The sequence below is a fragment of the Pleomorphomonas sp. NRK KF1 genome (assembly GCF_023721755.1).
GTDB lineage: Bacteria > Pseudomonadota > Alphaproteobacteria > Rhizobiales > Pleomorphomonadaceae > Pleomorphomonas.
Genome location: NZ_JAMDLH010000004.1, coordinates 145,153 through 169,578, shown reverse-complemented (window position 1 = coordinate 169,578; position 24,426 = coordinate 145,153). Strand labels below are relative to the sequence as shown.

Genomic DNA, 24,426 nt, shown 5'->3' with positions numbered 1-24,426 from the left:
CGGTGTTCGCGATCCCCATCAACGGCAGTATACATCATTTTACGTATGTTTCGGCAGCAAGTGCGCGTGGCGGGAGGGCCGAAGGCGCGGGGGGGGGGAGACGGTGCCTTGGCCCATCCTTGATCGTCGTCCCCCTTCATCCTATAATGACTACTGTAGTCATATGAGGCTTGAGAACGGGGAGCTTGAGATGCGCGAGATCCAGTTGCGAGACGCCAAGGCCAGCCTGTCGGCGGTGGTCGATCAGGCTGTCGCGGGCGAGCCGTCGGTCATCACCCGGCACGGACGGAAGGAAGCCGTCGTCCTGTCGTTTGCCGATTACGAACGGCTTGCGACCGTGCCGTCCTTCGGTCGCCTGCTGGCCTCCTCGGGCCTTGAGCCGGGCGATCTCGACCGCGACGAAACGCCTTCAAGGGACTTCGGCGGCTGATGTACCTCGTCGACACGAATGTCCTGTCGGACCTGGCGGCGCCCGTTCCCCGGCCCGATCTTGCCGACTGGCTCGACCGACACTCGGCGGACCTCTATCTCTCCGCCATCACGGCGGCCGAGGTCGTGGCGGGCATCGCCAAGCTCCGCCGTCTGGGCTCGACGGCCAAGGCCGACCGTCTCACGGACTGGTGGGGCGCAGTGGAGCACCTCTACGGCGCCCGCATCCTCCCCTTCGGCCTGTCCGAGGCCCGAAAGGCCGGAGACTTCACCGACCTCGCCCGCGCCGCCGGCCAAGCTCCAGGCCTCGCCGACACCGCCATCGCCGCCACGGCAGCTGCGAATGGCTTGGTCGTGCTCACGAGGAACACGAGTCACTTCGCCGTGTTTCCGGTGAAGGTGGTGGACCCGTTCGAGGAGAGGCCGGAGTAACGGATTGATCCGAAGTCAGGCTCGCTTCAGGATCTCGTTGATGCGGCTCTGCCAGCCCTTGCCGCTCGCGCGGAAACGTTCGACGATGTCGCTGTCGAGCCGTAGCGTCACCGACACCTTGGTCGGCGCCTTCTGTGGGCCGCGAACTCGGCGCATCTTTTCTGCGAGTTCCGGGAAGACCTCTGCGAACGGCTTGGCCTGAGCCAGTTCTTCATCCGTCGCTTCGGGGCTGTCGGAGACTGCGTCCCAGTCGGTCTTGCTGTAACCGCGTCCGGGCTGGAACTCCGCCTTTTTGTTCTTGTCGGTCATGATGGCAACCTTCGCTCCGTCTCTCTCGCAAGTTCAAAGGACTAGTGTCGAAGAGTGCAAGGTCTCAGTTAGGTTGCGTGATCCAATTTAAGCAATCTTTGATTTTTCTCCAGGAGAGTAGGGCGGCTAACTCCCTCGGTCAGGAACATCTGGACTTGGCTCACGTCTGGCTTCTGTCCTTGGCTTAATTAGGATTTATGTCGTGAAAACTGATGATTATATAAAGAATATGATTTCTGGGGGGTCGATCTATAGTAGGATAAGATCCTTTGTCTCTTCCCGGTCTTCATATATATCGCTAGTGATTAGCATTTTGACTGCTCTTGGGGCTATATACGGATTCACAAGATCAAGCTTTCTGCGAGAGCAGGATAACAAGATAAACAGACTATATGAAATGGAATCAAAGATGTTTGATGCCGAGTTAGAAAACGCAAAATTGCTTTGTTTATACTCAGACTATAAAGAATATAATGTTGACTGTGATGCGAGCGACGCTGCTGTTTCCTCCAAGAACGCAGGATACGTGTCATTGTCAGTAAGTTTTCTCGAGTCTATTGATGAATACAATCAGGAGTGGTGTAAGAAATGGCTGGGGTATTTTTTTATGAGAGAATGCAGCATATATGACGAATATAAAGCTGAAATTTCTAGTAACGCGGATGGTGCGATTAATTTGATTTGGGAGAAAAGAAAAATGGTGGCTGAGCAGAACAAGAAATCTAGTCAAGCTCAGTGAAATCAGTCGTGTATCCGCAATCTTTGCTCCCCTACCGCCCCACGCTCGCCCGCTCCACCTTCACCGCTTCCTCCTTCTTCCGCTTCACCTTCAGCGGGGTCGTCGACTCGCGCACTATCAGCTGCGTCGGCAGCACGATCTGCTCGGACGGGGCGTCGAGGCCGGCGATGAGGGCGAGGAGGAGGTTGACGGAGGCGCGGGCCATCTGCTGCAGCGGCTGGCGGATGGTGGTCAGCTGGGGGTGGAGCTGCGAGGCGATGGGGATGTCGTCGAAGCCGACGACGGAGATGTCGCCGGGCACGGAGAGGCCGGCCTCGCGGATGGCGGCGATGGCGCCGTAGGCGGAGGTGTCGTTGGCGGCGAAGATGGCGGTGGGCCGGTCGTCGAGGGCCAGCAGCTTCTGGGCCGCCTCGAAGCCGCTCTTGCGCAGGAAGTCGCCGTCCACTTCGAGGGCCGGGTCGTAGGGGAGGCGGGCCTGGGCCAGCACGTCGCGATAGGCGCGGCGGCGGTCGCGCGCCGAGGTCAGGCGATCGTTGCCGGAGATGAAGGCGATGCGGCGGTGGCCGAGCTCGATCAGGTGGCGCAGAGCCGCGCAGCCGCCCTGGTAGTTGTCGGCGGTGACCGAGGGGAAGGCCGACTCGATGCCCTGCTCGATGGTGACCACGGGAATGTGGGCGGTGGCCATCGATTCGAGATAGTCGGACTCGTAGGGCAGGATGACGATGACGCCGTCGGCGATCTGCCGGAGCATCTCGATGATCGAGTGCGGCGGCCGGCGGTCACAGACCGGCAGCGAATAGACCAGCATCTCGTAGTCGGCGGCGCGCGCCACCGCGCCCATGCCGAGGAGGAGGTCGGAGGTGAAGGGCGTGTGCAGCTCGGCCACCACGCCGATGATGCGCGTGCGGGCGCCGGTCAGCTTCTGGGCGGCGCGGTTGGCCACGTATCCCATCTCGTCGGCGATGCGCAGGATGTCCTCGCGCTTTTCGGGCGAGACGCCGGGGCGGTTGTTGATCGCCCGCGAAGCCGTCATCAGGGAAACCCCGGCGACCTTGGCGACCTCGGCTAACGTTGGATAGTGTCGCTTCATCATTTGGTCGAATTGTTTCCGGGCCTCGAAACTGTTTGTCCGAAGCCCCGCGGGCTGTCAACTGCGCCGATGGCCTCCGCGCCTTGAAAAGACGCGGAAAACCGCCGACCGTGGGTGGCGGGCAACGAGATACACCCCTCCAGCAAGAGCCTTCGCGAGCGCGGCGTCAACGCCCAACTGGTAGAGTTGACGCGACAGAACGTTAGCGCTAACGTTCGGCTGTCACCCGTTGCCAGAGCATCGGCCGAAAAGTGGATTTCGGTTTTCGGGGGACCCGATGCGGGTATCTGGCTCAACGTGATCCTTGGGAGGAGAAGGTGTCTTCTAAACTCGTTTCAAAACTCTCGGCGCTCGCTTGCGGCGCCGCCATGATGGCCGTCGTTCCGTTCGCGGCGCATTCGGCCGACAAGGTCATCTCGGTGTGGGACCTTCAGACCACCGAAGGCGCGGTCAAGGTCATCCGCGACGCCGCCGACCGCTTCGAAGCGGCCAACCCGGGCTACAAGGTCGAGGATACCCATATCCTCAACGATGCCTACAAGACCAAGATCAAGATCGCCTTCGGCGCCAACGAGCCGCCGTGCGTGTTCAGCTCCTGGGGCGGCGGTCCGTTCCGCGAGTATGTCGCCGCCGACCAGGTGGTCGACCTCACGCCGTATCTCGACAAGGATCCGGCCTTCAAGGACCGCTTCGCGCCGGCCAGCTTCGGCGCCGTCACGGTCGACGGCAAGATCTACGGCCTGCCGGCCGAGAACACCGCCATCGCCGTCGTCTTCTACAACAAGGAGATGTTCGAGAAGCTCAGCCTGACGCCGCCGAAGACCTGGGACGAACTGCTCCATGTCATCGACGTTCTCAAGCAGAACGACATCGCTCCCTTCGCGCTCGCCAACAAGAACAAGTGGACGGGCTCGATGTACTACGGCTACCTCGTCGACCGCATCGGCGGCCCCGAGGCCTTCGCCAACGCCGCGCAGCGCAAGGATGGCGGCTCGTTCGCCGATCCGGTGTTCGTGGAAGCCGGCAAGCGCCTGCAGGAGCTGGTCAATCTCGGCGCCTTCCAGAAGGGCTACAACGGCCTCGACTATGACGTCGGCGGTTCGCGTCGCCTTCTCTACACCGAAAAGGCCGCCATGGAGCTGATGGGCACCTGGGAAGCCTCGACCATCGGCAACGAGAACCCGGAGTTCGCCAAGAAGCTCGGCTTCTTCCCGTTCCCGTCGGTTCCCGGCGGCAAGGGTGACCCGTCCGATCTGCTCGGCACGCTCGGCGACAACTTCGTCTCCGTCACCAAGGCCTGCCCCGAGCAGGAAAAGGCCGTCGAGCTGATCAAGTTCCTGACCGACGACATCGCCGCTGCCGGCCGCGTGGCCGACTCGCGCATGCCGCCGATCAAGAACCTCAAGATCGACAACCCCTTCCTGCAGGAAGTCTCCAAGCTGGTCACCGATGCCAAGAGCGTGCAGCTCTGGTGGGACCAGGAGCTGCCGCCGAAGCTCGGCGAGCTGCACAAGGACACCTCGCAGGCGCTGTTCGGCCTGTCCAAGACGCCTGAGCAGGTGGCCGAGGAATTCGAGGCCGCTGCCAAGGCAGAGCTGAAGTAACCTCCTCCCGAGAACAGCCCGCCGACGGTACGCCGCCGGCGGGCACAAACATGAGGGCCAACCTGCGAAAGCGCCGGAATCGAGCCCCAAGGACCGTGGACGGAGGATCTCCACCGTGACCGACATTACGACGCGCCCCGCCGACGGCGGAGCGGGAGGGACGGTCTTGTCTCTCAAGACCTTCGCGCCGGCCATCTTTCTGGCGCCGGCCGTCCTGCTGCTCGCCGTCTATCTTCTCTACCCGCTCGTCGACAGCTTCCGCCTGTCGATGTTCGACTGGAACGGCCTCGGTTCCGATGCCCGCTTCGTCGGGCTCGACAACTGGAAGAAGCTCGCGTCCGACGCGCTGTTCTGGGAAGCGGCGTGGAACAACATCCTGCTCGCCTTCTTCTCGGTCGTGGTGCAGATGCCGATCGCGCTGGTGCTGGCGGTGGTGCTCGACAACGCCGGCAAGGGCTCGCGCATCCTCAAGATCCTCTACTTCCTGCCGCTTCTGATGTCGTCGGTCGCCCTCGGCGTCCTGTTCAAATACTTCTACGACGTCACCTTCGGCCCGCTCAACGCGCTGCTCGACTTCGTCGGCCTCGGCTACCTGGCCCAGGACTGGCTCGGCGACACGCGCTTCGCGCTCGGCGCGGTGATCGCCGTCGTCTGCTGGCAGTACATTCCCTTCTACATGGTGCTGTTCATGGCCGGCCTCGCCTCCTTCCCGGCCGACATCTCGGAAGCGGCCAAGCTCGACGGCGCCTCGGAGACGACCATCTTCTGGAAGATGAAGCTGCCGCACCTCAAGGGCACCATCCGCACCGCCATCGTCCTCTCGGTCATCGGCGCGCTGCGCTACTTCGACCTCATCTACGTGATGACCGGCGGCGGACCGGAGGGCGCCTCGGAACTGATGGCCACCTACATGTATCGCAACGTCTTTTCCTCGTTCCAGCTGGGCTATGGCAGCACGGTGGCCTCGGGCATGTTCATCGTCGTCATCCTGATCGCCTCGGTGCTGATGCGCCTGTCCAAGCGCTACGAGACGGAGGTCTGATCCATGGCCAGTTCCCCCGTCGCCCGCGTCACCGGCCGCATCGCCGTTCCCGTCCTCGGCCTGTTCTGGCTCGCCGTCACCACCGTGCCCTTCCTGTTCATGGTGATGACCAGCTTCAAGTCGCAGCAGGAGTCCTTCTCCAGCTCCGTCTGGGCGCTGCCCGAGGCGCTCGACCTCGTCAACTACAGAAGCGTGCTCAACGGCCCCTTCCTCACCTACTTCAAGAACTCGGTGATGGTGGTGGTGATCTCGGTCGTCCTGATCATGCTGATCTCGGCCATGGCCGCCTTCGCCTTCGCCCGCATGCGCTTCCGCTTCAACGACGCGCTGTTCGGCCTGATCGTCGCCGGCATGATCGTGCCGATACACATCACGCTGGTGCCGATCTACCTGATGACGCGCCAGATGGGCCTCTACGATAGCCAGTTCGCGCTGATCGGGCCCTATGTGGCGACGTCGCTGCCGATCTCGGTGTTCATCCTCACCGAGTTCATGCGGCAGATCCCCAAGGAACTGGAGGAGGCGGCGCGGCTCGACGGCTGCGGTCCCTTCGCCATCTTCTTCAAGGTGTTCCTGCCGCTGTCGGGACCGGGGCTTTCCACCATCGCCATCTACAACGGCATCATGCTGTGGAACGAGTTCATCTTCGCCTACGTGCTGACCTCGTCGACCGGCACCCGCACGCTGCCGCTCGCCATCTGGGACTACCAGGGCCAGTACACCTCCAACATCCCGGCGATCCTCACCGTCGTCACCCTCACGTCGCTACCCCTCGTCGTCGCCTATGCCTTCGGGCAGGAGAAGATCGTCAAGGGCATGATGGCCGGCTCGCTCAAGGGCTGAGGCTTCGGAGACGCATTTCATGACCAGCATTACCCTCTCCGGCGTCAACAAGTCCTTCGGCGCCAACTTCCCCGTCATTCGCGACGTCGACCTCACCATCGAAGACGGCGAGTTCTGCGTGTTCCTCGGCCCGTCGGGCTGCGGCAAGTCGACGCTCCTGCGCATGGTGGCGGGCCTGGAGACCGGCTACACCGGCCAGATCCGCATCGGCGACCGCGTGGTCGACAAGGTGGAGCCGGCCGACCGTGAGGTCGCCATGGTGTTCCAGAACTACGCGCTCTACCCGCACATGTCGGTCTACGACAACATGGCCTTCGGCCTGCGCCAGGCCAAGACGCCCAAGGACGAGATCGACCGCCGCGTTCAGGAGGCCGCCCGCATCCTGCAGATCGAGGCTCTGCTCGACCGCATGCCCCGGGCGTTGTCCGGCGGCCAGCGCCAGCGCGTCGCCATCGGCCGCGCCATCGTGCGCCAGCCCAAGGTGTTCCTGTTCGACGAGCCGCTTTCGAACCTCGACGCGGCGCTCCGCGTCCACATGCGCTCGGAGATCGCCACGCTGCACCGCAACTTCCCGGCCGCGTCGATGATCTACGTGACGCACGACCAGACCGAAGCCATGGCGCTCGCCGACAAGATCGTGCTTCTCCATGCCGGCAAGGACATGCTCAAGCACGGCTCGATCGCCCAGGTCGGCAAGCCGCTCGACCTCTACCACCGGCCGCGCAACCTGTTCGTCGCCGGCTTCCTGGGGTCGCCGACCATGAACTTCCTGGAGGCGACCTTCGTCGCCCAGGAGCCTGCCGGCGCCCGCGTCGTCCTGAAGAGCGGCGAAGAGCTGGTGGTGCCCGTCGACGGTTCGGCGCTCGCCGCCTCGGCGCCGGTCACCCTCGGCGTCCGGCCCGAGCATCTGGCGCCCGTCGCCGGGGCCGCGCCGCAGACGCTGACGCGCAAGGTGTCGGCGGTGGAGCATTTCGGCGAGTACAGCTTCGTCTACCTCGACGGCGGCACCCCGGCGCCGCTGATCGCCAAGGTGCCGGGCGATGGCGGGGTGAAGGCCGGCGACAGCGCCACCTACGCCGCCCCCGCCGACTGCTGCCACCTGTTCGACGCCGACGGCATCGCGCTCACCCACCTGACCAATACCTGATCTTTCCCCCGAATTTTCAGCAGGACGGCCTTTGGGCCGCGAAGAGTTCATCATGACCCTCGTTTACAAAGATCCCAGCAAGCCGATCGCCGATCGCGTCGCCGACCTCATGGGCCGCATGACCATCGACGAGAAGATCGCCCAGATGCACGCCATGTGGCTGGTGCTCGACGAGCACGGCAAGCACCGCCCGCGCACCGAGGACGCCTTCATCGGCCAGTCCGACGAGACGACGCTGACCGACATGCTCAGGAAGGGCCTGGGGCAGATCACCCGTCCGCTCGGCACCCGCTCGATCGACCCGGCCGAGGGCGTCCGTGCGCTCAACAGCCTGCAGAAGTTCCTGGTCGAGGAAACCCGCCTCGGCATCCCCGCCATCAGCCATGAGGAATGCCTCTCGGGTATGATGGCGCGCGGCGCCACGCTGTTCCCGTCGTCGCTCGCCTATGGCGCCACCTTCAATCCCGAGCTGATCGAAGAGGTCGGCAAGATCATTGGCGAGGAAGTGCGCTCGCTCGGCGGCCACCAGGGCCTCGCGCCGGTTCTCGACGTCGCCCGTGACGCCCGCTGGGGCCGCACCGAGGAAACCTTCGGCGAGGATCCCTATCTGGTCGGTGTCATGGCCACCCGCTACGTACGCGGCATGCAGGGCCCCAAGCGCGATTTCCTGGCCACGCTGAAGCACTATGCCGGCCACTCCTTCTCCGAAGGCGGCCGCAACCACGCGCCGATCCATCTCGGCTGGCGCGAGCTCAACGACATCTTCCTGCTGCCGTTCGAAATGGCGGTGAAGCAGGCCAACGCCGGCTCGGTGATGCCGGCCTACCATGACATCGACAACGAGCCGAGCCATGCGTCGAAGCACCTTCTGACCAAGGTGCTGCGCGAGGACTGGGGCTTCGACGGCCTCGTCGTCGCCGACTATATCGGCGTCAGCCTGCTCTATCAGCATCACGGCCTTGCCTCCAACCAGGCGGAAGCGGCGGCTCTCAGCTTCAACGCCGGCCTCGACCAGGAACTGCCGGGCGAGGACTGCGCCACCCATCTGCGCGAGGCGCTCGACCGGGGCCTGATCACCATCGACAAGATCGACGAGATCGTCCGCCGCGTGCTGACCGAGAAGTTCCGCCTGGGCATCTTCGAGAAGCCCTATGCCGACGACACGGCGATCCGCCTGCAGAGCCCCGAGGCGATCGACGTCGCCCGCAAGGTGGCCGAGCAGTCGGTGACCATCCTGTCCAACAACGGCATCCTGCCGCTCGATCCCCAGAAGAAGGTGGCGATGATCGGCCCGGCGGCCGACGATCCGCTGGCGCTTCTCGGCGACTACTCCTTCCCGGTCCACCTCATCCTGTCGGACGCCAACGAGAGCGCCGCCACGGTGGTGACGCCGCGCGCCGCCTTCCAGGCCGCCGCCGGCAACGCCAACCTGATCTACGCTCGCGGCTGCAACATCCTCGACGAGCGCAAGTCCGGCGCGCCGGTGTTCCCGGGCGACGTCGACGATTCCTCGGTGGTTACCCAGGTGTCGACGGTGTCGACGCGCACCGACATGATCGCCGATGCCGTCGAGGCGGCCAAGGCGGCCGACGTCGCCATCGTCTGCGTCGGCGACCTCTCGGGCATCTTCCAGACCGGCACGGTGGGCGAGGGCTCGGACGCCGACACGCTGGAACTGCCGGGCGTGCAGCAGAAGCTGCTCGAAGCCGTCGTCGCCACCGGTACGCCGGTGGTGGTCGTGGTGTCGGCCGGCCGCCAGTACAATCTCGGTGGCCTGGAAGACAAGGTGGCCGCCCAGGTGTGGACCTTCTTCGCCGGCCAGGAAGGCGGCAACGCGCTGCATGACGTGCTGACCGGCAAGGTGGAGCCGTCGGGCCGCCTGACGCTGTCGGTCCCCAAGAGCGTCGGCGCCGCGCCCTACTTCTACAACCACAAGCTCAAGAGCTCGGGTACGCCGATCGCCCGCCACTTCGGCAGCCAGTACCCGTTCGGCCACGGCCTTTCCTACACCAGCTTCGCGTTCGAGGAGCTGAAGCTGAAGTCGGAGAAGGTGGACGTGGAGACGGGCGAGATCGTCGTCAGCTTCAAGGTGAAGAACACCGGCAGCCGCAAGGGCGTCGCCGTGCCGCAGCTCTACATCCGCGACTGCCTCGCCTCGGTGGTGCGGCCGGTCAAGGAGCTGAAGGCCTTCGGCCGCGTCGAGCTTCAGCCGGGCGAGACGAAGACCGTCACCTTCACCGTGCCGGTCGACATGCTCTGCTTCACCGGCCCCGATGGCTACCGCATCGTCGAGCCGGGCGAGCACGAGCTGCAACTCGGCGCCTCCAGCGCAGACATCCGCCAGCGCGCCAAGGTCGAGGTGACCGGCAAGACGCGCCAGCTGCCGAAGAAGTGGAAGATGGAGAGCAAGTTCTCCGTCGCCTGATTAGTCTGACAAAAAAGCCACGGTCGGGGGGAACGGTCTCCCCGGCCTGACTTCAACCTTGAAAATGAATCGTTTCGATAGGATAGTTGACGGGAGGATTTCAGGATTTCAGAGGCCGGATGCGCTCCGCCTCATCGGGTTTCCGGCGATGATAACTCCCGCGTCGCCGGAGAACGCGCGGTCGCTTCCCAACCGCGCATCACGCCCCCGGCGTCGGATGCGAGGCGGATCTCCCCCCGGAGTCCGCCTCGCTGGCGTTCTGGCGGGAGGGGGAGAGCAAGCGGCCGGCTTGGGGCAGCCAGTCGGTCTCGGGGCTTCAGCGAAGGGCGCGCTGGACCAGCGCCGTGTCGACATATTGCTGCATGCGGACGATCCGGCCGTCCTTCAGCTCGTAGAGATGGGCGAAGTGCGCGGTCATGGACTTTCCGGTCGCCTTGTAGGTGCCGGAGTAGACGCCGAAGGCGGCGACGCGGTCACCATCGGCCAGGTAGGTGTGAACCTCGGCCTTGTAGCCGTCCCACTCGGTGGCAAGGCGATGGAAGACGCCTTTCATCAGGGCGTCGACGCCGACATAGCTGCCGGCATAGGGAAAGCCCTCGGCCTCCGTCCATTCGACCTCGGGGGAGAGAACCGCGAGCAGGTTCCGGCCGTTCTCCTCGGAGGACCCTTCATAGGTCCTCCGGATGATGTCGCGATTGTCGGTCATCTCAGCCCCACTTCATTTCGCCGGTGGCGACCTTGGAGCCGATATCGATGGCGACCCCCATGCCGAGGTTGGGGAAGCGGGCTTCCATCGCCGCCTTGAGGGACGCGGCGTCGCCGGCCTTGGCAAGCTCGTCCTCGAAGGCGAGAAGATACGACCTCGTATGCTCGATGGCCGAGGCATCGGTGGCCGCCTCCGGCACCAGATGGCCGGGCACGACGATCTGCGGCTTGCGGGCCGCGATCGCGTCGAGGTTGGCGATCCAGGCGGCGCGCTGTTCCTTCGCCTGGGTGTCGGCGGTCCAGACGTGGACGCCGGAGAAGATCATCACGCCGCCGAACACGGCCTTCAGCGAGGGAACCCAGAGGTAGCGGCGGTTGGCGAGGCCTTCGGCGGCGACAATCTCGACGATCTCGCCGTCGACCGTCAGCGACGGACCGTCAAAGGCTTCCGGCAGAACGATGTCGGCGAGCGTCTGCGGACCGTTCTCCTTCAGCTGCGGTCCCCAGACGGCCAGCTTCTTCTCGACATTGCCCTTGATGGCGGCGAGCGTGTCGGAGGCGGCGATGACCCTGGCGTTGGGGAAGGCTTCGCGCACCGGCTTGAGGCTGAAATAGTAGTCGGGGTCCGACTGGCTGATGTAGATGGCGGTCAGGCGCTTGCCGGTCGCCTTGATCGCCTCGGCCAGCGCCTTGCCGTCGGGATAGGTGAAGCCGCCGTCGATCAGCAGGGCCTCGGTCGGACCGGACAGAAGAACCGGGGCGCGGAAGAAGCCGTTCTGTCCGGCGGGAAAGTGTTTCCATTCAAGCGAGGAAGCGGGGGCGTTGGTGGTCATCGGATGTCTCCGTCTTTCAACTGTGTCGGGATAGGGGATCGGTGTGTCGGGAAGGCTCAGGCGGTCGGGAGCCGGGCGGCCCGGAGCTGGGCTGTCAGCGCCTCGATGTCGCCGAACAGGGCGCCGGTCGGCAGCAGCCGGCTGCCGCTCTCGTCTTCCACGACCAGCGTCGGCACGCCTTGGGCGCCGAACCGCGCCATCTCGCGGCGGGCGGCGTCGATCCGCGCGCGGTAGGCGGCGAGCAGCTCGGCGTCCGGCTCCAGAACCCGCCGCGCCGCTTCGGCGAAGCCTTCGCGGGACAGGACCTCGGAGACGACCTGAAGGCTGGAGTTGTCCAGGCCTTCGACGTAGCGGGCCCGCTGCAGCGCCTTCAGCGCCTCGAAGGCGCGCTTCGGCTCGGTCAACGCCACGGCGACCACGCCGAGCGTCGCGGGGGCCGAGTCGAACAGCCCGCCGGTCGCGCCGAGGACGTTGACGCGGTAGCTGTCGGAGAAGGTCTGCCCGGTCAGGCGGGAGATGCGCTGGTCGTTCTGCCAGGCATAGGCGGCAAAAGACGCATCCATCGGCCGGGCGTTCTCGCCGGCGAACAGGCCGGTCGGCGCCAGCTGCACGGTCACGCCCTCGATCGCCGAGAGCTGGTCAAGTGCCGGAGCGGCGCCGTAGCACCATCCGCAGAGAGGGTCGAAGAGATAGGTGATACGCATGTTCGGTGCCTCGTGATGTTGTGAGGGCACCATACCGGCCGTCGACTTATGGATAAATCAGGCGCAATTTGATAATCTGTATGTCAACGGCTTACAATTGAGGGGAGCCGGCATGGAAATGGTCAATCTGAACAGGCTCGCCTATTTCGCCGCCGTGGTGGACGCCGGCTCGTTCACGCGCGCGGCGGAACGGCTCGGCATCACCAAGACCGTCGTCAGCCAGCAGGTTTCCAAGCTGGAGGAAGAGCTGAAGACAGCGCTTTTGATGCGCACGACGCGGCGGGTCGAGCCGACCGAGGCCGGGCGGCTGCTTCATGCGCGCAGCGTCGTCATCCTCCGCGAGGCAGAGGACGCCGTGGGAGAGATCGCCCGCAGCAACGCCGAACCCAGCGGCACTCTGCGGGTCGCCGCGCCGAACGACTACGGGACCTCGATGATCGCACCTTTGGCGGCGCGGTTTTCGCAGCGCTATCCGTTGTGCCAGGTCGATCTGCTGCTGTCCGATACGCGGATCGATCTGGTCGCCAACCAGATCGACCTCTCCATCCGCGTCGGCTGGCTCGACGATTCCAGCTTGCAGGCGCGCCGCATCGGCGCCTTTCGACAGTATGTCGTCGCCGCGCCGGCTCTGGCCGGAAGCCTTGTCGTCGGCGATCCCGAGGATCTTGCCGAGCTGCCGTTCGTCGCCAACGGGGCGCTGAAGGAACCCCTTGTCTGGCATTTCGTGAAGGACGACTTCGAGCGCCGCACGGTGCGCATGCGCCAGCGGCTGGCGATCAACGCGACGCCGGCCGTGCTGGCGGCGACGCTGGCGGGGGGCGGCATTTCCGTGCTGCCGGACTTCCTGGTCGAACAGCCGATCGCGGCGGGGCGGCTGGTCAACCTCGTGCCGGAATGGTCGTTGCCGGCCGGCGGCATCCACGTCGTCTATCCCACGACCCGCTTCCGCCCGCCCAAGGTCAAGGCCTTCGTCGCCATGCTCGCCGCGAGCGCCCGCGCGCCGGCGCCCTGACGTCATTCCGCTAGAGTTCCAGCAAAAGTGGGTATCGGTTTTGCGTCCGGAACTGCGTCTTAACAAAGAGATAGAGTTTTTCCGGCGAACCCGAGTTCACCGGAAAGACTCTAGAGTAGGCGCGGCCTGCCGGACCGGTCGCTTCCCAACCGTGCATCACGCCCCGGCCTGCGCTTCGCTGGCGCCCTTGGGGGCAACGAACCTGCGTCCCGGACAGCGTTTGCGGAGATCAGTTGGCCTCGGTGTCGGACGAACCTCGCCGCCGTTCGGCCTCAGCCTCGGCGACGAACGCGCGCAGCAGCGCCACCCGGTGCGGGCGAAAGCTGCGACCGGTCGGGCGAAGGTCTCCGATGCGGTCCACCCTGAAGCGTCGGAAGGCGTTGCGGCTGCAACATTTTGCTATCAGGATCAGCGCCTTGTCCAGATAGGTGATCGAGAGCGGCCAGATCTCCCGCTCGCTCGTCCGGCCTTTCTCGTCGGTATAGCGAATGGCCACGGCCTCTTCCTGCCAGCAGGCCGAGCGAAGGGCGGCCATGTCGATGGATGGGGCGGCGGGCGCGGTGGGCCGGTAGATGCCGTTGACGGCGTGGGCGGCCTGCAGTTGCAGCCGCTCGGGCAGCATCGCCGTGATCTTGGAGAACACCGCCTCGGCGGCCCGCGCCAGCTCGGGGTCGCCGACGTGCTTGACCTCTTCGAGCCCGAGCACCAGCGCCTCGATCTCGATCCGGTTGAACATCTGGGGCGGCAGGGCCATGTCCTCGACCAGACGGTAGCCGAAGCCGGTGGCCCCCTCGATGGTCGCGCCGGCCGCCCGGAGGCTGTCGATGTCGCGATAAATGGTTCGAACCGATACCTCGGTCTCCTCCGCCAGCCGGTCGGCGGTCACCGGACTGGGCAAGCTGCGGAGAGCCTGGAGCAATCGCAGCAATCGGTCGCTTCGCGCCATCTTCGACCCCTTACTGTCGACTTTTGTCAGTAAGGCTAGCGGATATTGGGCCTCGGTTCCATAGGCATTCCGCCAGGAATTCGACGCGAGGAAAAGCGATGTTTCGCCCCAACAGTCTCATACTCTACGTGGATGACGTCGATCGCAGCACGGCGTTCTACCGGGATATACTCAAGGCCGATCCGGTCGAAACGTTCCAGGATTTCTCGGTCTTCGTGCTGGGTGAGGGTTTTGTTGTCGGCTTGCAGTCGAAGCACGCCATCGACCCCAAGCCGCAGCCGTCTTTCGGCGGTTTCGAACTGTCGTTCAGCAACGCCACCAAGGAGGACGTGGACGCGCTCCACGCGGCATGGACGGCAAAGGGCGTCGAGATGGTGCTCGAGCCGACCACGCTCGAGTTCGGCTACACCTTCGTGGCCGCCGATCCCGATGGGCACCGGCTTCGCGTCTGCGCGACCGACACCACGAACGTCACTTGACAGGGACGGGGCGGGTCGTAGCCGCGCCCAATTGCCGGATGCGAGGCGGATCTTCCCGGAGGCTGCCTCGCTGGCGTTGGGGGGGGCGAAGCGTGGGGCAGGAAGGTCTATATCGGCCGGTTGCCTTCTCCTGCCCGAGGTCCTCGCCTTCGCGAGGATGACAGGTAATTGATATGAAACAATCGGTTAGCATGCTCACCTTCCTATAGGGTCGTCATCCTCGCGAAGGCGAGGACCTCAGGACGAGAAGGTGGTGAGGGTTGTATCAGGCGGCGGAGGGGGTGCTTGATATCGGATAGGAGTTTAGCTCTACCCGAGGTCCTCGCCTGCGCGAGGGGCTGATTCATACATGCAATTCAGTTACATAACCCATCCGTGGGACATCTTCCTCCGCCAAGCCGATGATCTCGGCAGAATGGCGCGGTGGAACTCGTAGGGGGTGCCGCGCATAATCCCTGTGTGGGCGTCGGGTTCCGACAGGCGCCCGACGATGCAGCATCGGCTCCGGCCGAAGCGGGGAGGGCAGGAGATGGCGTCGGTGATCCTCTTCCATTCGGTTCTCGGTTTGCGTCCGATGGAGCTAGCCGCCGCCGACAGGATGCGCGCGGCCGGACACAGCGTTATGGTGCCCGACCTCTTCGGGGGAGTAACGGCCGAGACCGTCGACCGCGGCATGGAGCTCGTCGAGGAGATCGGCTGGGACACCATCCGCGAGCGCGCGCAAGCCGCCCTCGCCGAACTCCCGGCCGCGACGGTTCTCGCCGGCGTTTCCATGGGTTGCGGCGTGGTGGCCTCCGTCTGGCCGGAGCGGCCGGAGACGGCCGGCCTGTTGCTGCTGCATGCCCCGGCAGAGGTGCCGGCCGGCATGAACCTTACCGGCCTCAGGGCGCAGTTGCATGTCGGCGAGCACGACGATTTCTGGCCGCCGGAAGAGCTGAGGCGCTGGCAGATGGCGGCGGAGCTGGCCGGCATGGCCGCCGAGCTTCACATCTACCCCGGCGCCGGCCACTTCTACACCGACCCCAGCCTCCCCGACCATCACGGCCTTGCGACGGAGGAGACGTGGAAACGGGCGCTGAAGTTCCTGGGGGAGGTTTAGGCGGGCTGCGTCAACCGTGCTAGGCTGGTGCCATGAAACGATCGGTTCCAAAGCCCCGTTCCCCCGCTGCCGACAAGGCCATCGTGCTCGGACGGCTGGCTTTTGCTAGCATTTGCGCCGTCGAGGGCATCACGCTCAGCCTTGGTTCCGAGCGCATGTTTGCCGAGTTCGACCGGCAGGGGCTGTCGCCGGAGCAAAGGCGCAAGGCTCTCCTGGAGAAGCACGCCAAGAAGGCTTGACGTCGGTGCTCTACGACGCACTCTCCGATCCCTACAACCAGCGGGAGCGGCAGGAGACCGCCAGACAAACGGGGACAGCCGCCGTCCGCGCGTGCAATTTAGTGGGTTGACTTAGAGTGCGCTCTAACCGGTAGCTTCCCGTGCGTCATGACGAGAGATGGGCGGCCATGAAGATCGGGGAACTGGCACGGCGTTCGGGACTGTCGACCTACACCATTCGCTACTACGAACGGATCGGGCTGCTTCCCCGTGCCGACAGGGACCGCTCGGGCCAACGCGACTACGACGCGTCGATCCTGACCTGGATAGAGTTTCTCGACCGCCTCAAGGCGACCGGGATGCCCATTCGGGAAATGCTGCGCTACGCGGCCTTGCGGGAGCGCGGCGCCGGCACGGAAGTGGAGCGCGGCGCGTTGCTCGAACGGCACCGCGAGCGTGTCCGCGCCCATATGGCGGAGCTCGAAGCCTGTCTTCTCGTCCTCGACACCAAGATTGCCGGATATGCCGGCAAGGAACAGAGGAAGGACGACCATGACGCACCAATCCCCGAACGCCGGCGAAAGCCGGCTGGACCGCGGCAAGCGGGTGCTCGCTGAAATCGACGGCGAGGCCGGGCACAAGGTGATCGCCGCGCTCCAGGATATCGCTCCCGACTTCGCAGACTACGTGTTCGAGTTTCCGTTCGGCGACATCTACAGCCGCCCCGGCCTCGATCTGCGCGCCCGCGAGATCGCCACCATCGCGGCGCTGACCGCCATGGGAACCGCCACCCCGCAGCTGAAGGTGCATATCGAGGCGGGGCTGAATGTCGGCGTGAGCCGGGAGGAGGTCGTCGAGACCATCATGCAGATGGCCGTTTATGCCGGTTTTCCGGCGGCGCTCAACGGCCTGTTCGCCGCCAAGGAGGTCTTCGCCGCCCGGTTCCCCTCGTCTGACGGGCAGGGGTAATCCGCCGAACGACCGCTTCGGTGGTGGCGAAGGCAGGAGCGGTGCGCCCTTGACGGGCGCCTCTCTCAATGCCCGCCGCCACCGCCTCGCTGTGCCGCCGGTTTCTTGACCATGGGCAGAGCGACGAGCAGCACGCCGAACAGCACCGTCAGGATCAGGAAGATGTCGTTGAAGGCCATCACCGAGGACTGCTGCTGGGCAAGGCCGGTCAGCTTCGAGATGGCGGCGAGGCGGGCGTTGCTGCCGAGTTCCGACAGGCTGTGCTCCATGCCGGCGATGGTCGACATGGCGGTGGAACTGGTGATGTTCACCGCCTCGCGCAGCCGGTCGAAGTGCAGGTCGGTGCGGTTGGTCATGATCTGGTTGATCAGGGCCAGACCGACGGCGCCGCCGAGGTTGCGGGTGAGGTTGAACAGGCCCGAGGCGTTCTTCATCTCGGCCGGCGGCAGCGTGCCGAGCGCGATGTTGTTGATGGGGATCATGCAGATCATCATGAACACCCCACGGAACACCTGCGGCCAGAACAGCTCCCAGAAGTCCCAGTCGGCGGTAAATCCGGTGGAGAGCCAGGTGGCGACGGCGATGCCGGCAAAGCCGATGCCCATCATGACGCGCGGGTCGAGCTTGGTGGAGAGGCGGCCGGCGATGGGCGCCGTCAGGAGCATGGCGACGCCGGAGACGAACATGGTCTCGCCGATCTGCAAGGCCGAGAAGCTCCTGATACGGGCGAGATAGACCGGGTAGAGATAGGTGAGGCCGTAGAGGCCGATGCCGAGGCAGAAGGAGAAGGCGCTGCCGAAGGCGAAGTTGCGGTTGGCGAAGGCCTTGAGGTCGACGATCGGGTTGTCGCGGGTCAGCGCGCGGAAGAAGAACACGATGCCGCCGATCACCATGATGCCGGTGAGGATGGCGATGCGCTCGTCGGCCAGCCAGTCCTTGCTGGGGCCTTCCTCCAGCACGTATTCCATGGAGCCGAGGAATGCGGCCATGGCGGCGAGGCCCCACCAGTCGAACACCTTGAACAGGCTGAAGTCCGGCTCGTCGAAGTCGATCAGGAAGTAGCTGGTCACGGTGACGAAGATGCCGGGGATGATGTTGACCAGGAACAGCCAGTGCCAGGAGAAGATCTCGGTGAGGTAGCCGCCGGCCGTCGGGCCGATGGTGGGCGCCAGCGTGGCGACGAGGCCGATGATCGGCGTCACCAGTCCCATCTTCTCGCGCGGGAAGATGGTGTAGGCCGAGGCGAACACGGTGGGGATCATGCCGCCGCCGATGAAGCCCTGCACGGCGCGCCAGAGGATCATCTCGTTGATCGAGGAGGCGAAGGCGCACATCATCGACGCCAGGGTGAAGCCGCCGGCGGCGATGGTGAACATCCAGCGCGTCGAGATCATCCGCGACAGGTAGCCCGACAGCGGGATCATGATCACTTCGGCGATCAGATAGGAGGTCTGGACCCAGGAGATCTCGTCGTTGGCGGCACCTAAGCCGGCCTGGATCTCCGACAGCGAAGCCGAGACGATCTGGATGTCCAGGATCGCCATGAACATGCCGAACACCATGCAGATGAAGGTGAACAGGCGGCGCGTCGTGAAGGTGGGGCCGGCACCGGCCTGGGCAATGGCGGACATGGGGAGGACCGAAAGCTCTTTCGGCCGAGGGTGCGCGGCGGGAGGCGCCCCGCGCGCAAGCCGGTCGGATCAGGAAAAAGGTGGGCGACCGGCCTGGTTGGGCCGGCGCCGGGTATCAGCTGGCGGGCGCGACGGCGGCCGTCTCGGTGTTCGTCGGCGCGGTGCGCGGATCGGCGGCGACCACCACGGAGAGACCGGGGCGGAGCTTGCCGCTCAAGGCGACGTCGTCGGGCACCGAGATGCGCACCGGCAGGCGCTGCACCACCTTGGTGAAGTTGCCGGTGGCGTTGTTGGCCGGCAGCAGGCTGAACACCGAACCGGTGGCCGGCGACAGGCTCTCGACCTTGCCGAGGATGGTCTCCTCCTCGCCGAGGGCGTCGACGGTGATGCGCACGGTCTCGCCGGGAACCAGCTCGGCGAGCTGCGTTTCCTTGTAGTTGGCCTCGATGTGGGCGCTGCCGGTGGCGACCAGCGAGGCGAGCTGCTGGCCGGGCGTCACGTAGGTGCCGACCTCGAAGGCCTTGTTGCCGACCACGCCGTCGACGGGCGCGCGGATCTCGGTGAACGACAGGTCGCGGTTGGCCTTGTCGAGGGCGGTCTGCAGGCTCTTGCCGGTGGCTTCCGCCTCGGCCTTCTGCGCCCTGAGCACCTCGATGTTGGCCTCGGCCACGGCGACGGCGGCCTCGGCGGAGGCCAGCGCGGCGCGGGCGGCGTCGCGGGCGGTGCGGGCGTCGTCGAGCTGCGACTGGGCCGACACCTTGTTCGACACCAGCGTCGACTGGCGGTCGAAGTCGATGTCCTTGGATTCCAGCGTGGCTTCGGCCGAGGCGACGCCGGCCTTGGCCTGCGCCACCTGCGCCTCGCCGGCGAGGATCTGCTTGTCGATGCGGGCGATGGTGGCGACGTTGCCGACGAGCGCGTTCTCGGCCTGGGCGACGGCCAGCGCGTAGTCGCCGCTGTCGACGCGGGCGAGAACGTCGCCCTTCTTGACCAGCTGGTTGTCGGCCACCATCACCTCGGTGACATAGCCGGAGGCCTTGGCGGCCAGCGTGGTGATGTCGGCGGCCACATAGGCGTCGTCGGTGGAGACCAGGAAGCGGCCATCGGTCCACCAGGCATAGCCCGTCTTGCCGCCGAACCAGGCGGCGGCGCCGAGGAGGGCGACCAGGACCAGACGGCCGGTGATGCCGCGCTTCTTCTTCGGTTCGGCCGGCGCCTTGGCGGCCGCCTCGTGGTGCGGCGCCTCACCGACGGGCTTGTGCTGAGCTTCGGCGGCCGGGCGGATCTGAGTGACAGTGGCTTCCGAGCCGTCGCTTTCGTGGGCGGCGTTCGTTTCGCGCTTGGCCATTGAAATCTCCATCTGTCCGTAGAGCGGACGGCGCGGGCTGATGGCGCCCTGCGACTAAAGTCTTAAGTGTTGTTCCTATGCGTCAAAGGTGTTATCTCATGACCGAACCGTTCGGTCAATCGCAGTATTGGCGCTTGGTTGACGATTTGGCCCTTTCATGGGCAGTCTCAGCAAAACGTGATCGTGGCGCCGGATTTCCGTGAACGCCGATCGCCAAAAGGCAGGCTGGCCCTCGGGTCGCAAATGCCGACAATGAACGACGCGGGCGGAATCAGCGCCGCGAGGGCAGGGGTGGATGAGCAAGGTAGCGGCGCAGCCCGGCGGATCGGCAGCCGGCGTGGAAGGGCACGACAGCGAGAAACGGCGCCAGATCCTCGATGGCGCCCGTGAGGTGTTTCGCGCCAAGGGCTACGAGGGCGCCTCGATGGACGCCATCGCCAAGGCGGCCGGCGTCTCCAAGGGCACGCTCTACGTCTACTTCACCAACAAGGACGAGCTGTTCGAGCAGCTGATCGCCGACGAAAAGCGGGAACTGGCCGCCGCGCTCGACGCCTTCCAGCCGGCGGCCGAAAGCTTCCGCGACAACCTGCGCGCCTTCGCCCTCAGCTTCAACGAGCTGCTCACCGGCGAGAACCACATGTCGTCGATCCGCATGGTGGTGGGAGCGGTGGAAAAGTTCCCCGCCGTCGGCGCCCTGTTCTTCCGGGCCGGCGCCGAGCGCGGCACCACGCGGCTGACCGAGGTGTTCGGCGAGGCCGTGGCCGACGGCCGCCTGAGGCCCTGCGACCCCACCGTCGCCGCCCACCACTTCATCGCGCTGTGCACCTCCGAGGTGATGAAGAAGGCGCTGTTCGGCGCCGCGCTGCGGCCAACGCCCGAAGAGGCCATCCGCATCGTCGACAACGGGCTCGACGTGTTCCTGAGCTACTACCTCGCCAAGGACTGACGGGCTGACCGAAATTCTACTGGGGCGGGCATCCCCAGCGAGTTTCGGCTCAGCCCCTTGGAGCCTCACATACTCAGAGCCCTATATTGGCGTTGCGCCTTGTTCTGCCCGAGATCCTCTGCCTTCGCAGAGGAGGACAGAACTATGCATATGAAGCAACGTGTTGGCCGCTTGCGATCCTGATTATCAAGCTGTCCTCCTCTGCGAAGGCAGAGGATCTCGGGCAGGAAAGGGCGGCGCGTGTGGGATCGGGCTCCCTGCCATCCGCTGCGTTCAAGCCGCAAGGACGGACGAGACGAAGTCGGAGAGGGTGACCTTGCCGCGGCGGGGCGCTTGCTGCCTGTCGAAGTCGTTGTCCACGATGGCGGCGGTCATGCCTGCGTAGGAACGCGCCGCCGCGTCGGAGAAGCCCAGGGACCGGAAGGTTTCCTCCCAGCGGTCGCGCCCGGTCACGTCCAGCCCGATCTCCCGGCCAAGGGCGGCGGCGAAGGCGTCGGCGACGTCTCGCGGCGTGTAGGGTGCGGACCCCTCGACATAGACGACGCCGACATCGTCCAACCGGCTGACGAGCCGGTCGGCGGCCGCCTCGCCGAGATCGCGCGGTGCGACCATGGGGATGGGCATGTCGGCCGGGAACATGCTCGGCAGGCTGCCCGACTGCCGAACGATTTCGGCAAGCCCGATCCAGTTGGTCATGTAGTAGGCGCCACGGTTGATGGCGGCGGGAATGGACTGGCGCTGCAATCCCTCCTCCAGCGCCCACAGCGTTCCCAGGTCGCCGATGCTCTCGCCGGGCTGCGCGCCATAGGTCGACACCGCGACGACCTTTTCCAGCCCTGAACCGTCGAGCGCTGCCAGGATGTTGGCGATGGTCCGGCGCTCCGTGCTGTCGGTGTCGCCGGTCGGGTCGGCGGGCGGATTGAGCAGAAAGGCCCGCTTGCCAATGCGAAAGGCCGCCTTGAGCGAGGCGACGTCCTCGGCGTCGGCCTGAACGATCCGGGCGCCCTTGTCGCGCCAGGCCGTTGCGTGCTCTGGTCGGCGGGTCAGGACGGTCACCGCCTCTCCCCTCGCCAGCAGCGCGTCGGCGACCGCGCCGCCGACGTTCCCGGTTGCTCCCATGACGACATACATTTGCGTGTCTCCTGAATTGATGGAGGCCACACTATCGTCAATTGCTGCCAATTTATGGCAGCATAGTTGCGCGCCTTCTGCTCGGTCCGCCTTGTCGCGCACCGAGGATAAATCGGCTTCTCTGGGAGTCCGGGTGCCGATGGAATGTCATTCATACTGCCAGATCGAGGCAGTGGCAGGAGAAACGACGATCATCGTCATAGCAAGTGGCCCGCTTAGCCTCATCGAGGTCGAACGTCAGCCTCAAGGCCAGAGCCAACGTTCTACGGAAGCGGGCATCCTTCCGATCCCAAAGGTCTGCAACTCTTCGGGCGGATGGCTTGGCTTTGGGGCGCTTGACGTTCTCGACCCGGTAGCCATCTGCCGCACCCGAGCGAGTTTAGCTTCAGCCCCTTGGAGCCCTTCATGCGGAGCATGATATCGGCGTCGCGTCCCTTTCTGCCCGAGATCCTCTGCCTGCGCAGAGGAAGGCAGAATTATAGATATGAAGAAACGTGTGGGCCGCTCGCGATCCTCATTATCAAGCTGTCCTCCTCTGCGAAGGCAGAGGATCTCAGGCAGGAAAGGGCGGTGCGTGTGGGATCGGGCTCCCTTCAATGAGGAAGTCCGCCCCAGATTTGTTCTTACCGCATCATGTGTGCCGCCAGATCGAGGCAGCGGCAGGAGTAGCCCCACTCGTTGTCGTACCAGGCGATCAGCTTGGTCAGGCCCTCGGAGGTCTGCATGCCGGCCTTGGCGTCGAAGATGGAGCTGTGGGGGTTGCCCCGGAGGTCGGTGGAGACGACGGCGTCGTCGCAGTATTCGAGGACGCCGCGATAGGCGCCGGCCGAGGCGTCGCGGATCGCTTCGCAGATCTCGGCGTAGGAGACCTTGGTGCGGAGGCGGCAGGTGAGGTCGACCATCGACACGTCGGCCACCGGCACGCGCACGGCCATGCCGTTGATGCGGCCGTTCAGCGAGGGAATGACCTTGCCGACCATGCGCGCCGCGCCGGTGGTGGCGGGGATGATGTTGCCCAAGATGCCGCGGCCGAAGCGCCAATCCTTGCGCGCCACGCCGTCGACCGGATTCTGGCTGGCGGTGACGGCGTGGACGGTCAGCATCAGCGCCTCTTCGAGGCCGTAGAGGTCGTCCATCAGCTTGGCCAGCGGCGCCACGCAGTTGGTGGTGCAGGAGGCGTTGGAGACGATGGTCTCGCCGGCATAGGCGTCGGCGTTGACGCCCATGACGAACACCGGCGTGGCGTCGGTGGGCGGACCCGAGATCACCACCTTCTTGGCGCCGGCCCTGATGTGCCCCTCGGTGCTGTCGAGGGTGAGGAAGCGGCCGGTGGATTCGATGACCAGGTCGACGCCGGCATCGGCCCAGGCGATGGCGGCCGGGTCCTTCTCCTCGAAGGCGACCACCTTCCGGCCGTCGACGATGAGGGCGCCCTCCGCCGTCTCCACCTTCCCGGGGAAGGCGCCGTGCACGCTGTCGTATTTCAGGAGATAGGCGAGGTGGTCGATGGGCAGGAGGTCGTTCACGGCGACCACTTCCAGATCGCTCCTGTCCCGCGCGGCGCGGAAAACCATGCGGCCGATGCGGCCGAACCCGTTGATGCCAATGCGAATCTTGTCAGCCATCGTTGTTCTCCATTTTTCCTCTCACATTTTCATACTAGGTCGCATAAAATGGAGCGTCGATTAATTTTTTGCGAAGTGGTACAAAATGACAGCCAAACCCGCCCGTGGCCGTCCCCGCGCCTATGACCCCGAGGAGGCCCTGGCGGCCGCCCTCGACGAGTTCCGCCGGCGCGGCTATACCGCCACCTCGCTCGACCACCTGTCGGACGCCACGAAGATGGCGCGGCCGAGTCTCTATGCCGCCTTCGGCAACAAGCTGGAGATCTATCGCAAGGCCGTCCGCCAATATGCCGAGGAGTCGGCCGAGCGGCGGCGGCGCGCCCTGTTCGAGGAACCGGTGCTCGACAAGGGCCTCGAGGCCTACTTCGGCGAGATCGTCGCCGCCTACGTATCGAAGGAAGGCGAGCCGCTCGGCTGTCCGGTGCTGAGCGTCATCTCCGGCGAGGCGGCGGCCGATCCGGAGATCGGGGCGGAGCTTTCGGCCGCCGTGGGCAAGACCGACGCGCTGTTCCTCAAGCGGATGACGATGGCGGCCGAGGCGGGCGAGATTGCGCCGGGCGCTGACATCAGGGGCCTCGCGGCCATGCTGGCGGCGCTCCAGCACAGCCTGGCGCTGAGGGCGCGCGCCGGCACGCCTAGGCCGGAGCTTCAGGCCATCGCGCGCGCGCATGTGACGCTGGCGCTGCGAGCGGCGGGTGCTGCACGCCCGAATTAAATGAG

26 protein-coding genes are annotated in these 24,426 nt (G+C 65.3%); 16 read left to right on the top strand and 10 right to left on the bottom strand.

The window, feature by feature from the left end:
• Positions 1 to 190 precede the first annotated feature (190 nt).
• Together M4J39_RS12215 and M4J39_RS12210 are read left to right on the top strand one after the other, a co-directional pair.
• Entirely contained in the window at positions 191 to 430 is a 240-nt protein-coding gene (locus M4J39_RS12215) for a type II toxin-antitoxin system Phd/YefM family antitoxin (protein ID WP_251728225.1), read from the top strand.
• A complete protein-coding gene (locus M4J39_RS12210; protein WP_251728224.1) occupies positions 430 to 861 on the top strand; it encodes a PIN domain-containing protein in 432 nt (143 codons plus the stop codon). The genes M4J39_RS12215 and M4J39_RS12210 overlap by 1 nt, the downstream gene beginning before the upstream one ends.
• Before the next feature lie 15 nt (positions 862 to 876).
• Here the strand turns inward: M4J39_RS12210 and M4J39_RS12205 are convergent, their stop codons facing one another.
• Positions 877 to 1,170: a BrnA antitoxin family protein gene (locus M4J39_RS12205; RefSeq protein ID WP_251728223.1), complete on the bottom strand. Its 294-nt coding sequence runs from the start codon at positions 1,168 to 1,170 to the stop codon at positions 877 to 879.
• Between the two features lie 409 nt (positions 1,171 to 1,579).
• Here M4J39_RS12205 and M4J39_RS12200 point away from each other — a divergent pair, with 409 nt between their 5' ends.
• Positions 1,580 to 1,909 carry a hypothetical protein gene (locus tag M4J39_RS12200; protein ID WP_251728222.1) on the top strand — a complete coding sequence of 110 codons (330 nt, stop codon included), beginning with the start codon at positions 1,580 to 1,582 and terminating at the stop codon, positions 1,907 to 1,909.
• Between the two features lie 31 nt (positions 1,910 to 1,940).
• On the opposite strand, the gene M4J39_RS12195 is transcribed toward M4J39_RS12200, so the two are convergent.
• A complete protein-coding gene (locus M4J39_RS12195) occupies positions 1,941 to 2,999 on the bottom strand; it encodes a LacI family DNA-binding transcriptional regulator (protein WP_256469749.1) in 1,059 nt (352 codons plus the stop codon).
• Positions 3,000 to 3,316: 317 nt separating this feature from the next.
• On the opposite strand from M4J39_RS12195, the gene M4J39_RS12190 reads away from it, so the two are divergent.
• From M4J39_RS12190 to M4J39_RS12170, 5 genes are all read left to right on the top strand, one after another.
• Positions 3,317 to 4,603: an extracellular solute-binding protein gene (locus M4J39_RS12190; protein WP_251728220.1), complete on the top strand. Its 1,287-nt coding sequence runs from the start codon at positions 3,317 to 3,319 to the stop codon at positions 4,601 to 4,603.
• A gap of 115 nt (positions 4,604 to 4,718) precedes the next feature.
• Positions 4,719 to 5,645 carry an ABC transporter permease subunit gene (locus tag M4J39_RS12185; protein ID WP_251728219.1) on the top strand — a complete coding sequence of 309 codons (927 nt, stop codon included), beginning with the start codon at positions 4,719 to 4,721 and terminating at the stop codon, positions 5,643 to 5,645.
• Positions 5,646 to 5,648: 3 nt separating this feature from the next.
• Positions 5,649 to 6,488: a carbohydrate ABC transporter permease gene (locus tag M4J39_RS12180; RefSeq protein ID WP_251728218.1), complete on the top strand. Its 840-nt coding sequence runs from the start codon at positions 5,649 to 5,651 to the stop codon at positions 6,486 to 6,488.
• 19 nt (positions 6,489 to 6,507) lie between these two features.
• Positions 6,508 to 7,635 (top strand): ABC transporter ATP-binding protein, encoded by a 1,128-nt coding sequence (locus tag M4J39_RS12175; RefSeq protein WP_251728217.1) that lies wholly within the window; start codon positions 6,508 to 6,510, stop codon positions 7,633 to 7,635.
• Between the two features lie 52 nt (positions 7,636 to 7,687).
• Positions 7,688 to 10,060 carry a glycoside hydrolase family 3 N-terminal domain-containing protein gene (locus M4J39_RS12170; RefSeq protein WP_251728215.1) on the top strand — a complete coding sequence of 791 codons (2,373 nt, stop codon included), beginning with the start codon at positions 7,688 to 7,690 and terminating at the stop codon, positions 10,058 to 10,060.
• A gap of 316 nt (positions 10,061 to 10,376) precedes the next feature.
• On the opposite strand, the gene M4J39_RS12165 is transcribed toward M4J39_RS12170, so the two are convergent.
• Genes M4J39_RS12165 through M4J39_RS12155 form a run of 3 tightly spaced genes read right to left on the bottom strand, consistent with a single transcriptional unit; the run spans position 10,377 to position 12,302 of the window.
• A complete protein-coding gene (locus M4J39_RS12165; RefSeq protein ID WP_251728214.1) occupies positions 10,377 to 10,766 on the bottom strand; it encodes a nuclear transport factor 2 family protein in 390 nt (129 codons plus the stop codon).
• Position 10,767: 1 nt separating this feature from the next.
• Complete coding sequence (locus M4J39_RS12160; RefSeq protein ID WP_251728212.1) at positions 10,768 to 11,598, bottom strand: MBL fold metallo-hydrolase; 831 nt, start codon at positions 11,596 to 11,598, stop codon at positions 10,768 to 10,770.
• Between the two features lie 56 nt (positions 11,599 to 11,654).
• Positions 11,655 to 12,302: a DsbA family protein gene (locus M4J39_RS12155; protein ID WP_251728205.1), complete on the bottom strand. Its 648-nt coding sequence runs from the start codon at positions 12,300 to 12,302 to the stop codon at positions 11,655 to 11,657.
• A gap of 112 nt (positions 12,303 to 12,414) precedes the next feature.
• Between M4J39_RS12155 and M4J39_RS12150 the strand changes: the two genes are divergently transcribed.
• Positions 12,415 to 13,314, top strand: coding sequence for a LysR family transcriptional regulator (locus tag M4J39_RS12150; protein ID WP_251728203.1), 900 nt, complete (start codon positions 12,415 to 12,417; stop codon positions 13,312 to 13,314).
• A 229-nt stretch (positions 13,315 to 13,543) separates the two neighbouring features.
• On the opposite strand, the gene M4J39_RS12145 is transcribed toward M4J39_RS12150, so the two are convergent.
• Complete coding sequence (locus M4J39_RS12145) at positions 13,544 to 14,260, bottom strand: YafY family protein (protein ID WP_251728200.1); 717 nt, start codon at positions 14,258 to 14,260, stop codon at positions 13,544 to 13,546.
• A 98-nt stretch (positions 14,261 to 14,358) separates the two neighbouring features.
• Between M4J39_RS12145 and M4J39_RS12140 the strand changes: the two genes are divergently transcribed.
• The 5 genes from M4J39_RS12140 (at position 14,359) to M4J39_RS12120 (ending at position 17,025) form a co-directional block, all read left to right on the top strand.
• Positions 14,359 to 14,739, top strand: a complete 381-nt coding sequence (locus M4J39_RS12140; RefSeq protein WP_251728199.1) for a VOC family protein — start codon at positions 14,359 to 14,361, stop codon at positions 14,737 to 14,739.
• A 529-nt stretch (positions 14,740 to 15,268) separates the two neighbouring features.
• Positions 15,269 to 15,838, top strand: a complete 570-nt coding sequence (locus M4J39_RS12135) for a dienelactone hydrolase family protein (RefSeq protein ID WP_251728197.1) — start codon at positions 15,269 to 15,271, stop codon at positions 15,836 to 15,838.
• A 32-nt stretch (positions 15,839 to 15,870) separates the two neighbouring features.
• Complete coding sequence (locus M4J39_RS12130) at positions 15,871 to 16,077, top strand: hypothetical protein (RefSeq protein WP_251728195.1); 207 nt, start codon at positions 15,871 to 15,873, stop codon at positions 16,075 to 16,077.
• A 167-nt stretch (positions 16,078 to 16,244) separates the two neighbouring features.
• On the top strand, positions 16,245 to 16,673 hold the full coding sequence (locus M4J39_RS12125) for a MerR family transcriptional regulator (protein WP_251728193.1): 429 nt from the start codon (positions 16,245 to 16,247) through the stop codon (positions 16,671 to 16,673).
• Positions 16,609 to 17,025 (top strand): carboxymuconolactone decarboxylase family protein, encoded by a 417-nt coding sequence (locus M4J39_RS12120; protein WP_251728191.1) that lies wholly within the window; start codon positions 16,609 to 16,611, stop codon positions 17,023 to 17,025. The genes M4J39_RS12125 and M4J39_RS12120 overlap by 65 nt, the downstream gene beginning before the upstream one ends.
• 65 nt (positions 17,026 to 17,090) lie before the next feature.
• On the opposite strand, the gene M4J39_RS12115 is transcribed toward M4J39_RS12120, so the two are convergent.
• Positions 17,091 to 18,656, bottom strand: a complete 1,566-nt coding sequence (locus tag M4J39_RS12115) for a DHA2 family efflux MFS transporter permease subunit (protein WP_251728190.1) — start codon at positions 18,654 to 18,656, stop codon at positions 17,091 to 17,093.
• Between the two features lie 115 nt (positions 18,657 to 18,771).
• On the bottom strand, positions 18,772 to 20,004 hold the full coding sequence (locus M4J39_RS12110; RefSeq protein ID WP_251728188.1) for an HlyD family secretion protein: 1,233 nt from the start codon (positions 20,002 to 20,004) through the stop codon (positions 18,772 to 18,774).
• Positions 20,005 to 20,299: 295 nt separating this feature from the next.
• Here M4J39_RS12110 and M4J39_RS12105 point away from each other — a divergent pair, with 295 nt between their 5' ends.
• Complete coding sequence (locus M4J39_RS12105) at positions 20,300 to 20,950, top strand: TetR/AcrR family transcriptional regulator (RefSeq protein ID WP_251728186.1); 651 nt, start codon at positions 20,300 to 20,302, stop codon at positions 20,948 to 20,950.
• A 273-nt stretch (positions 20,951 to 21,223) separates the two neighbouring features.
• On the opposite strand, the gene M4J39_RS12100 is transcribed toward M4J39_RS12105, so the two are convergent.
• Positions 21,224 to 22,081, bottom strand: a complete 858-nt coding sequence (locus M4J39_RS12100) for an NAD(P)H-binding protein (protein ID WP_251728184.1) — start codon at positions 22,079 to 22,081, stop codon at positions 21,224 to 21,226.
• 623 nt (positions 22,082 to 22,704) lie between these two features.
• Positions 22,705 to 23,706: a type I glyceraldehyde-3-phosphate dehydrogenase gene (gene gap, locus M4J39_RS12095; protein WP_251728182.1), complete on the bottom strand. Its 1,002-nt coding sequence runs from the start codon at positions 23,704 to 23,706 to the stop codon at positions 22,705 to 22,707.
• Positions 23,707 to 23,791: 85 nt separating this feature from the next.
• Between gap and M4J39_RS12090 the strand changes: the two genes are divergently transcribed.
• Positions 23,792 to 24,421, top strand: coding sequence for a TetR/AcrR family transcriptional regulator (locus tag M4J39_RS12090; RefSeq protein ID WP_251728180.1), 630 nt, complete (start codon positions 23,792 to 23,794; stop codon positions 24,419 to 24,421).
• Positions 24,422 to 24,426: the final 5 nt, after the last annotated feature.

Coding starts and splice junctions, on each gene's coding strand:
- M4J39_RS12160 (WP_251728212.1), bottom strand. CDS start 11,598: ATGACCACCAACGCCCCCGCTTCCTCGCTTGAATGGAAACACTTTCCC.
- M4J39_RS12135 (WP_251728197.1), top strand. CDS start 15,269: ATGGCGTCGGTGATCCTCTTCCATTCGGTTCTCGGTTTGCGTCCGATG.
- M4J39_RS12145 (WP_251728200.1), bottom strand. CDS start 14,260: ATGGCGCGAAGCGACCGATTGCTGCGATTGCTCCAGGCTCTCCGCAGC.
- M4J39_RS12110 (WP_251728188.1), bottom strand. CDS start 20,004: ATGGCCAAGCGCGAAACGAACGCCGCCCACGAAAGCGACGGCTCGGAA.
- M4J39_RS12175 (WP_251728217.1), top strand. CDS start 6,508: ATGACCAGCATTACCCTCTCCGGCGTCAACAAGTCCTTCGGCGCCAAC.
- M4J39_RS12150 (WP_251728203.1), top strand. CDS start 12,415: ATGGAAATGGTCAATCTGAACAGGCTCGCCTATTTCGCCGCCGTGGTG.
- M4J39_RS12155 (WP_251728205.1), bottom strand. CDS start 12,302: ATGCGTATCACCTATCTCTTCGACCCTCTCTGCGGATGGTGCTACGGC.
- M4J39_RS12130 (WP_251728195.1), top strand. CDS start 15,871: ATGAAACGATCGGTTCCAAAGCCCCGTTCCCCCGCTGCCGACAAGGCC.
- M4J39_RS12165 (WP_251728214.1), bottom strand. CDS start 10,766: ATGACCGACAATCGCGACATCATCCGGAGGACCTATGAAGGGTCCTCC.
- M4J39_RS12125 (WP_251728193.1), top strand. CDS start 16,245: ATGAAGATCGGGGAACTGGCACGGCGTTCGGGACTGTCGACCTACACC.
- M4J39_RS12120 (WP_251728191.1), top strand. CDS start 16,609: ATGACGCACCAATCCCCGAACGCCGGCGAAAGCCGGCTGGACCGCGGC.
- M4J39_RS12140 (WP_251728199.1), top strand. CDS start 14,359: ATGTTTCGCCCCAACAGTCTCATACTCTACGTGGATGACGTCGATCGC.
- M4J39_RS12115 (WP_251728190.1), bottom strand. CDS start 18,656: ATGTCCGCCATTGCCCAGGCCGGTGCCGGCCCCACCTTCACGACGCGC.
- M4J39_RS12105 (WP_251728186.1), top strand. CDS start 20,300: ATGAGCAAGGTAGCGGCGCAGCCCGGCGGATCGGCAGCCGGCGTGGAA.
- M4J39_RS12215 (WP_251728225.1), top strand. CDS start 191: ATGCGCGAGATCCAGTTGCGAGACGCCAAGGCCAGCCTGTCGGCGGTG.
- M4J39_RS12205 (WP_251728223.1), bottom strand. CDS start 1,170: ATGACCGACAAGAACAAAAAGGCGGAGTTCCAGCCCGGACGCGGTTAC.
- M4J39_RS12200 (WP_251728222.1), top strand. CDS start 1,580: ATGTTTGATGCCGAGTTAGAAAACGCAAAATTGCTTTGTTTATACTCA.
- M4J39_RS12100 (WP_251728184.1), bottom strand. CDS start 22,081: ATGTATGTCGTCATGGGAGCAACCGGGAACGTCGGCGGCGCGGTCGCC.
- M4J39_RS12210 (WP_251728224.1), top strand. CDS start 430: ATGTACCTCGTCGACACGAATGTCCTGTCGGACCTGGCGGCGCCCGTT.
- M4J39_RS12180 (WP_251728218.1), top strand. CDS start 5,649: ATGGCCAGTTCCCCCGTCGCCCGCGTCACCGGCCGCATCGCCGTTCCC.
- M4J39_RS12170 (WP_251728215.1), top strand. CDS start 7,688: ATGACCCTCGTTTACAAAGATCCCAGCAAGCCGATCGCCGATCGCGTC.
- M4J39_RS12195 (WP_256469749.1), bottom strand. CDS start 2,999: ATGAAGCGACACTATCCAACGTTAGCCGAGGTCGCCAAGGTCGCCGGG.
- M4J39_RS12090 (WP_251728180.1), top strand. CDS start 23,792: ATGACAGCCAAACCCGCCCGTGGCCGTCCCCGCGCCTATGACCCCGAG.
- gap (WP_251728182.1), bottom strand. CDS start 23,706: ATGGCTGACAAGATTCGCATTGGCATCAACGGGTTCGGCCGCATCGGC.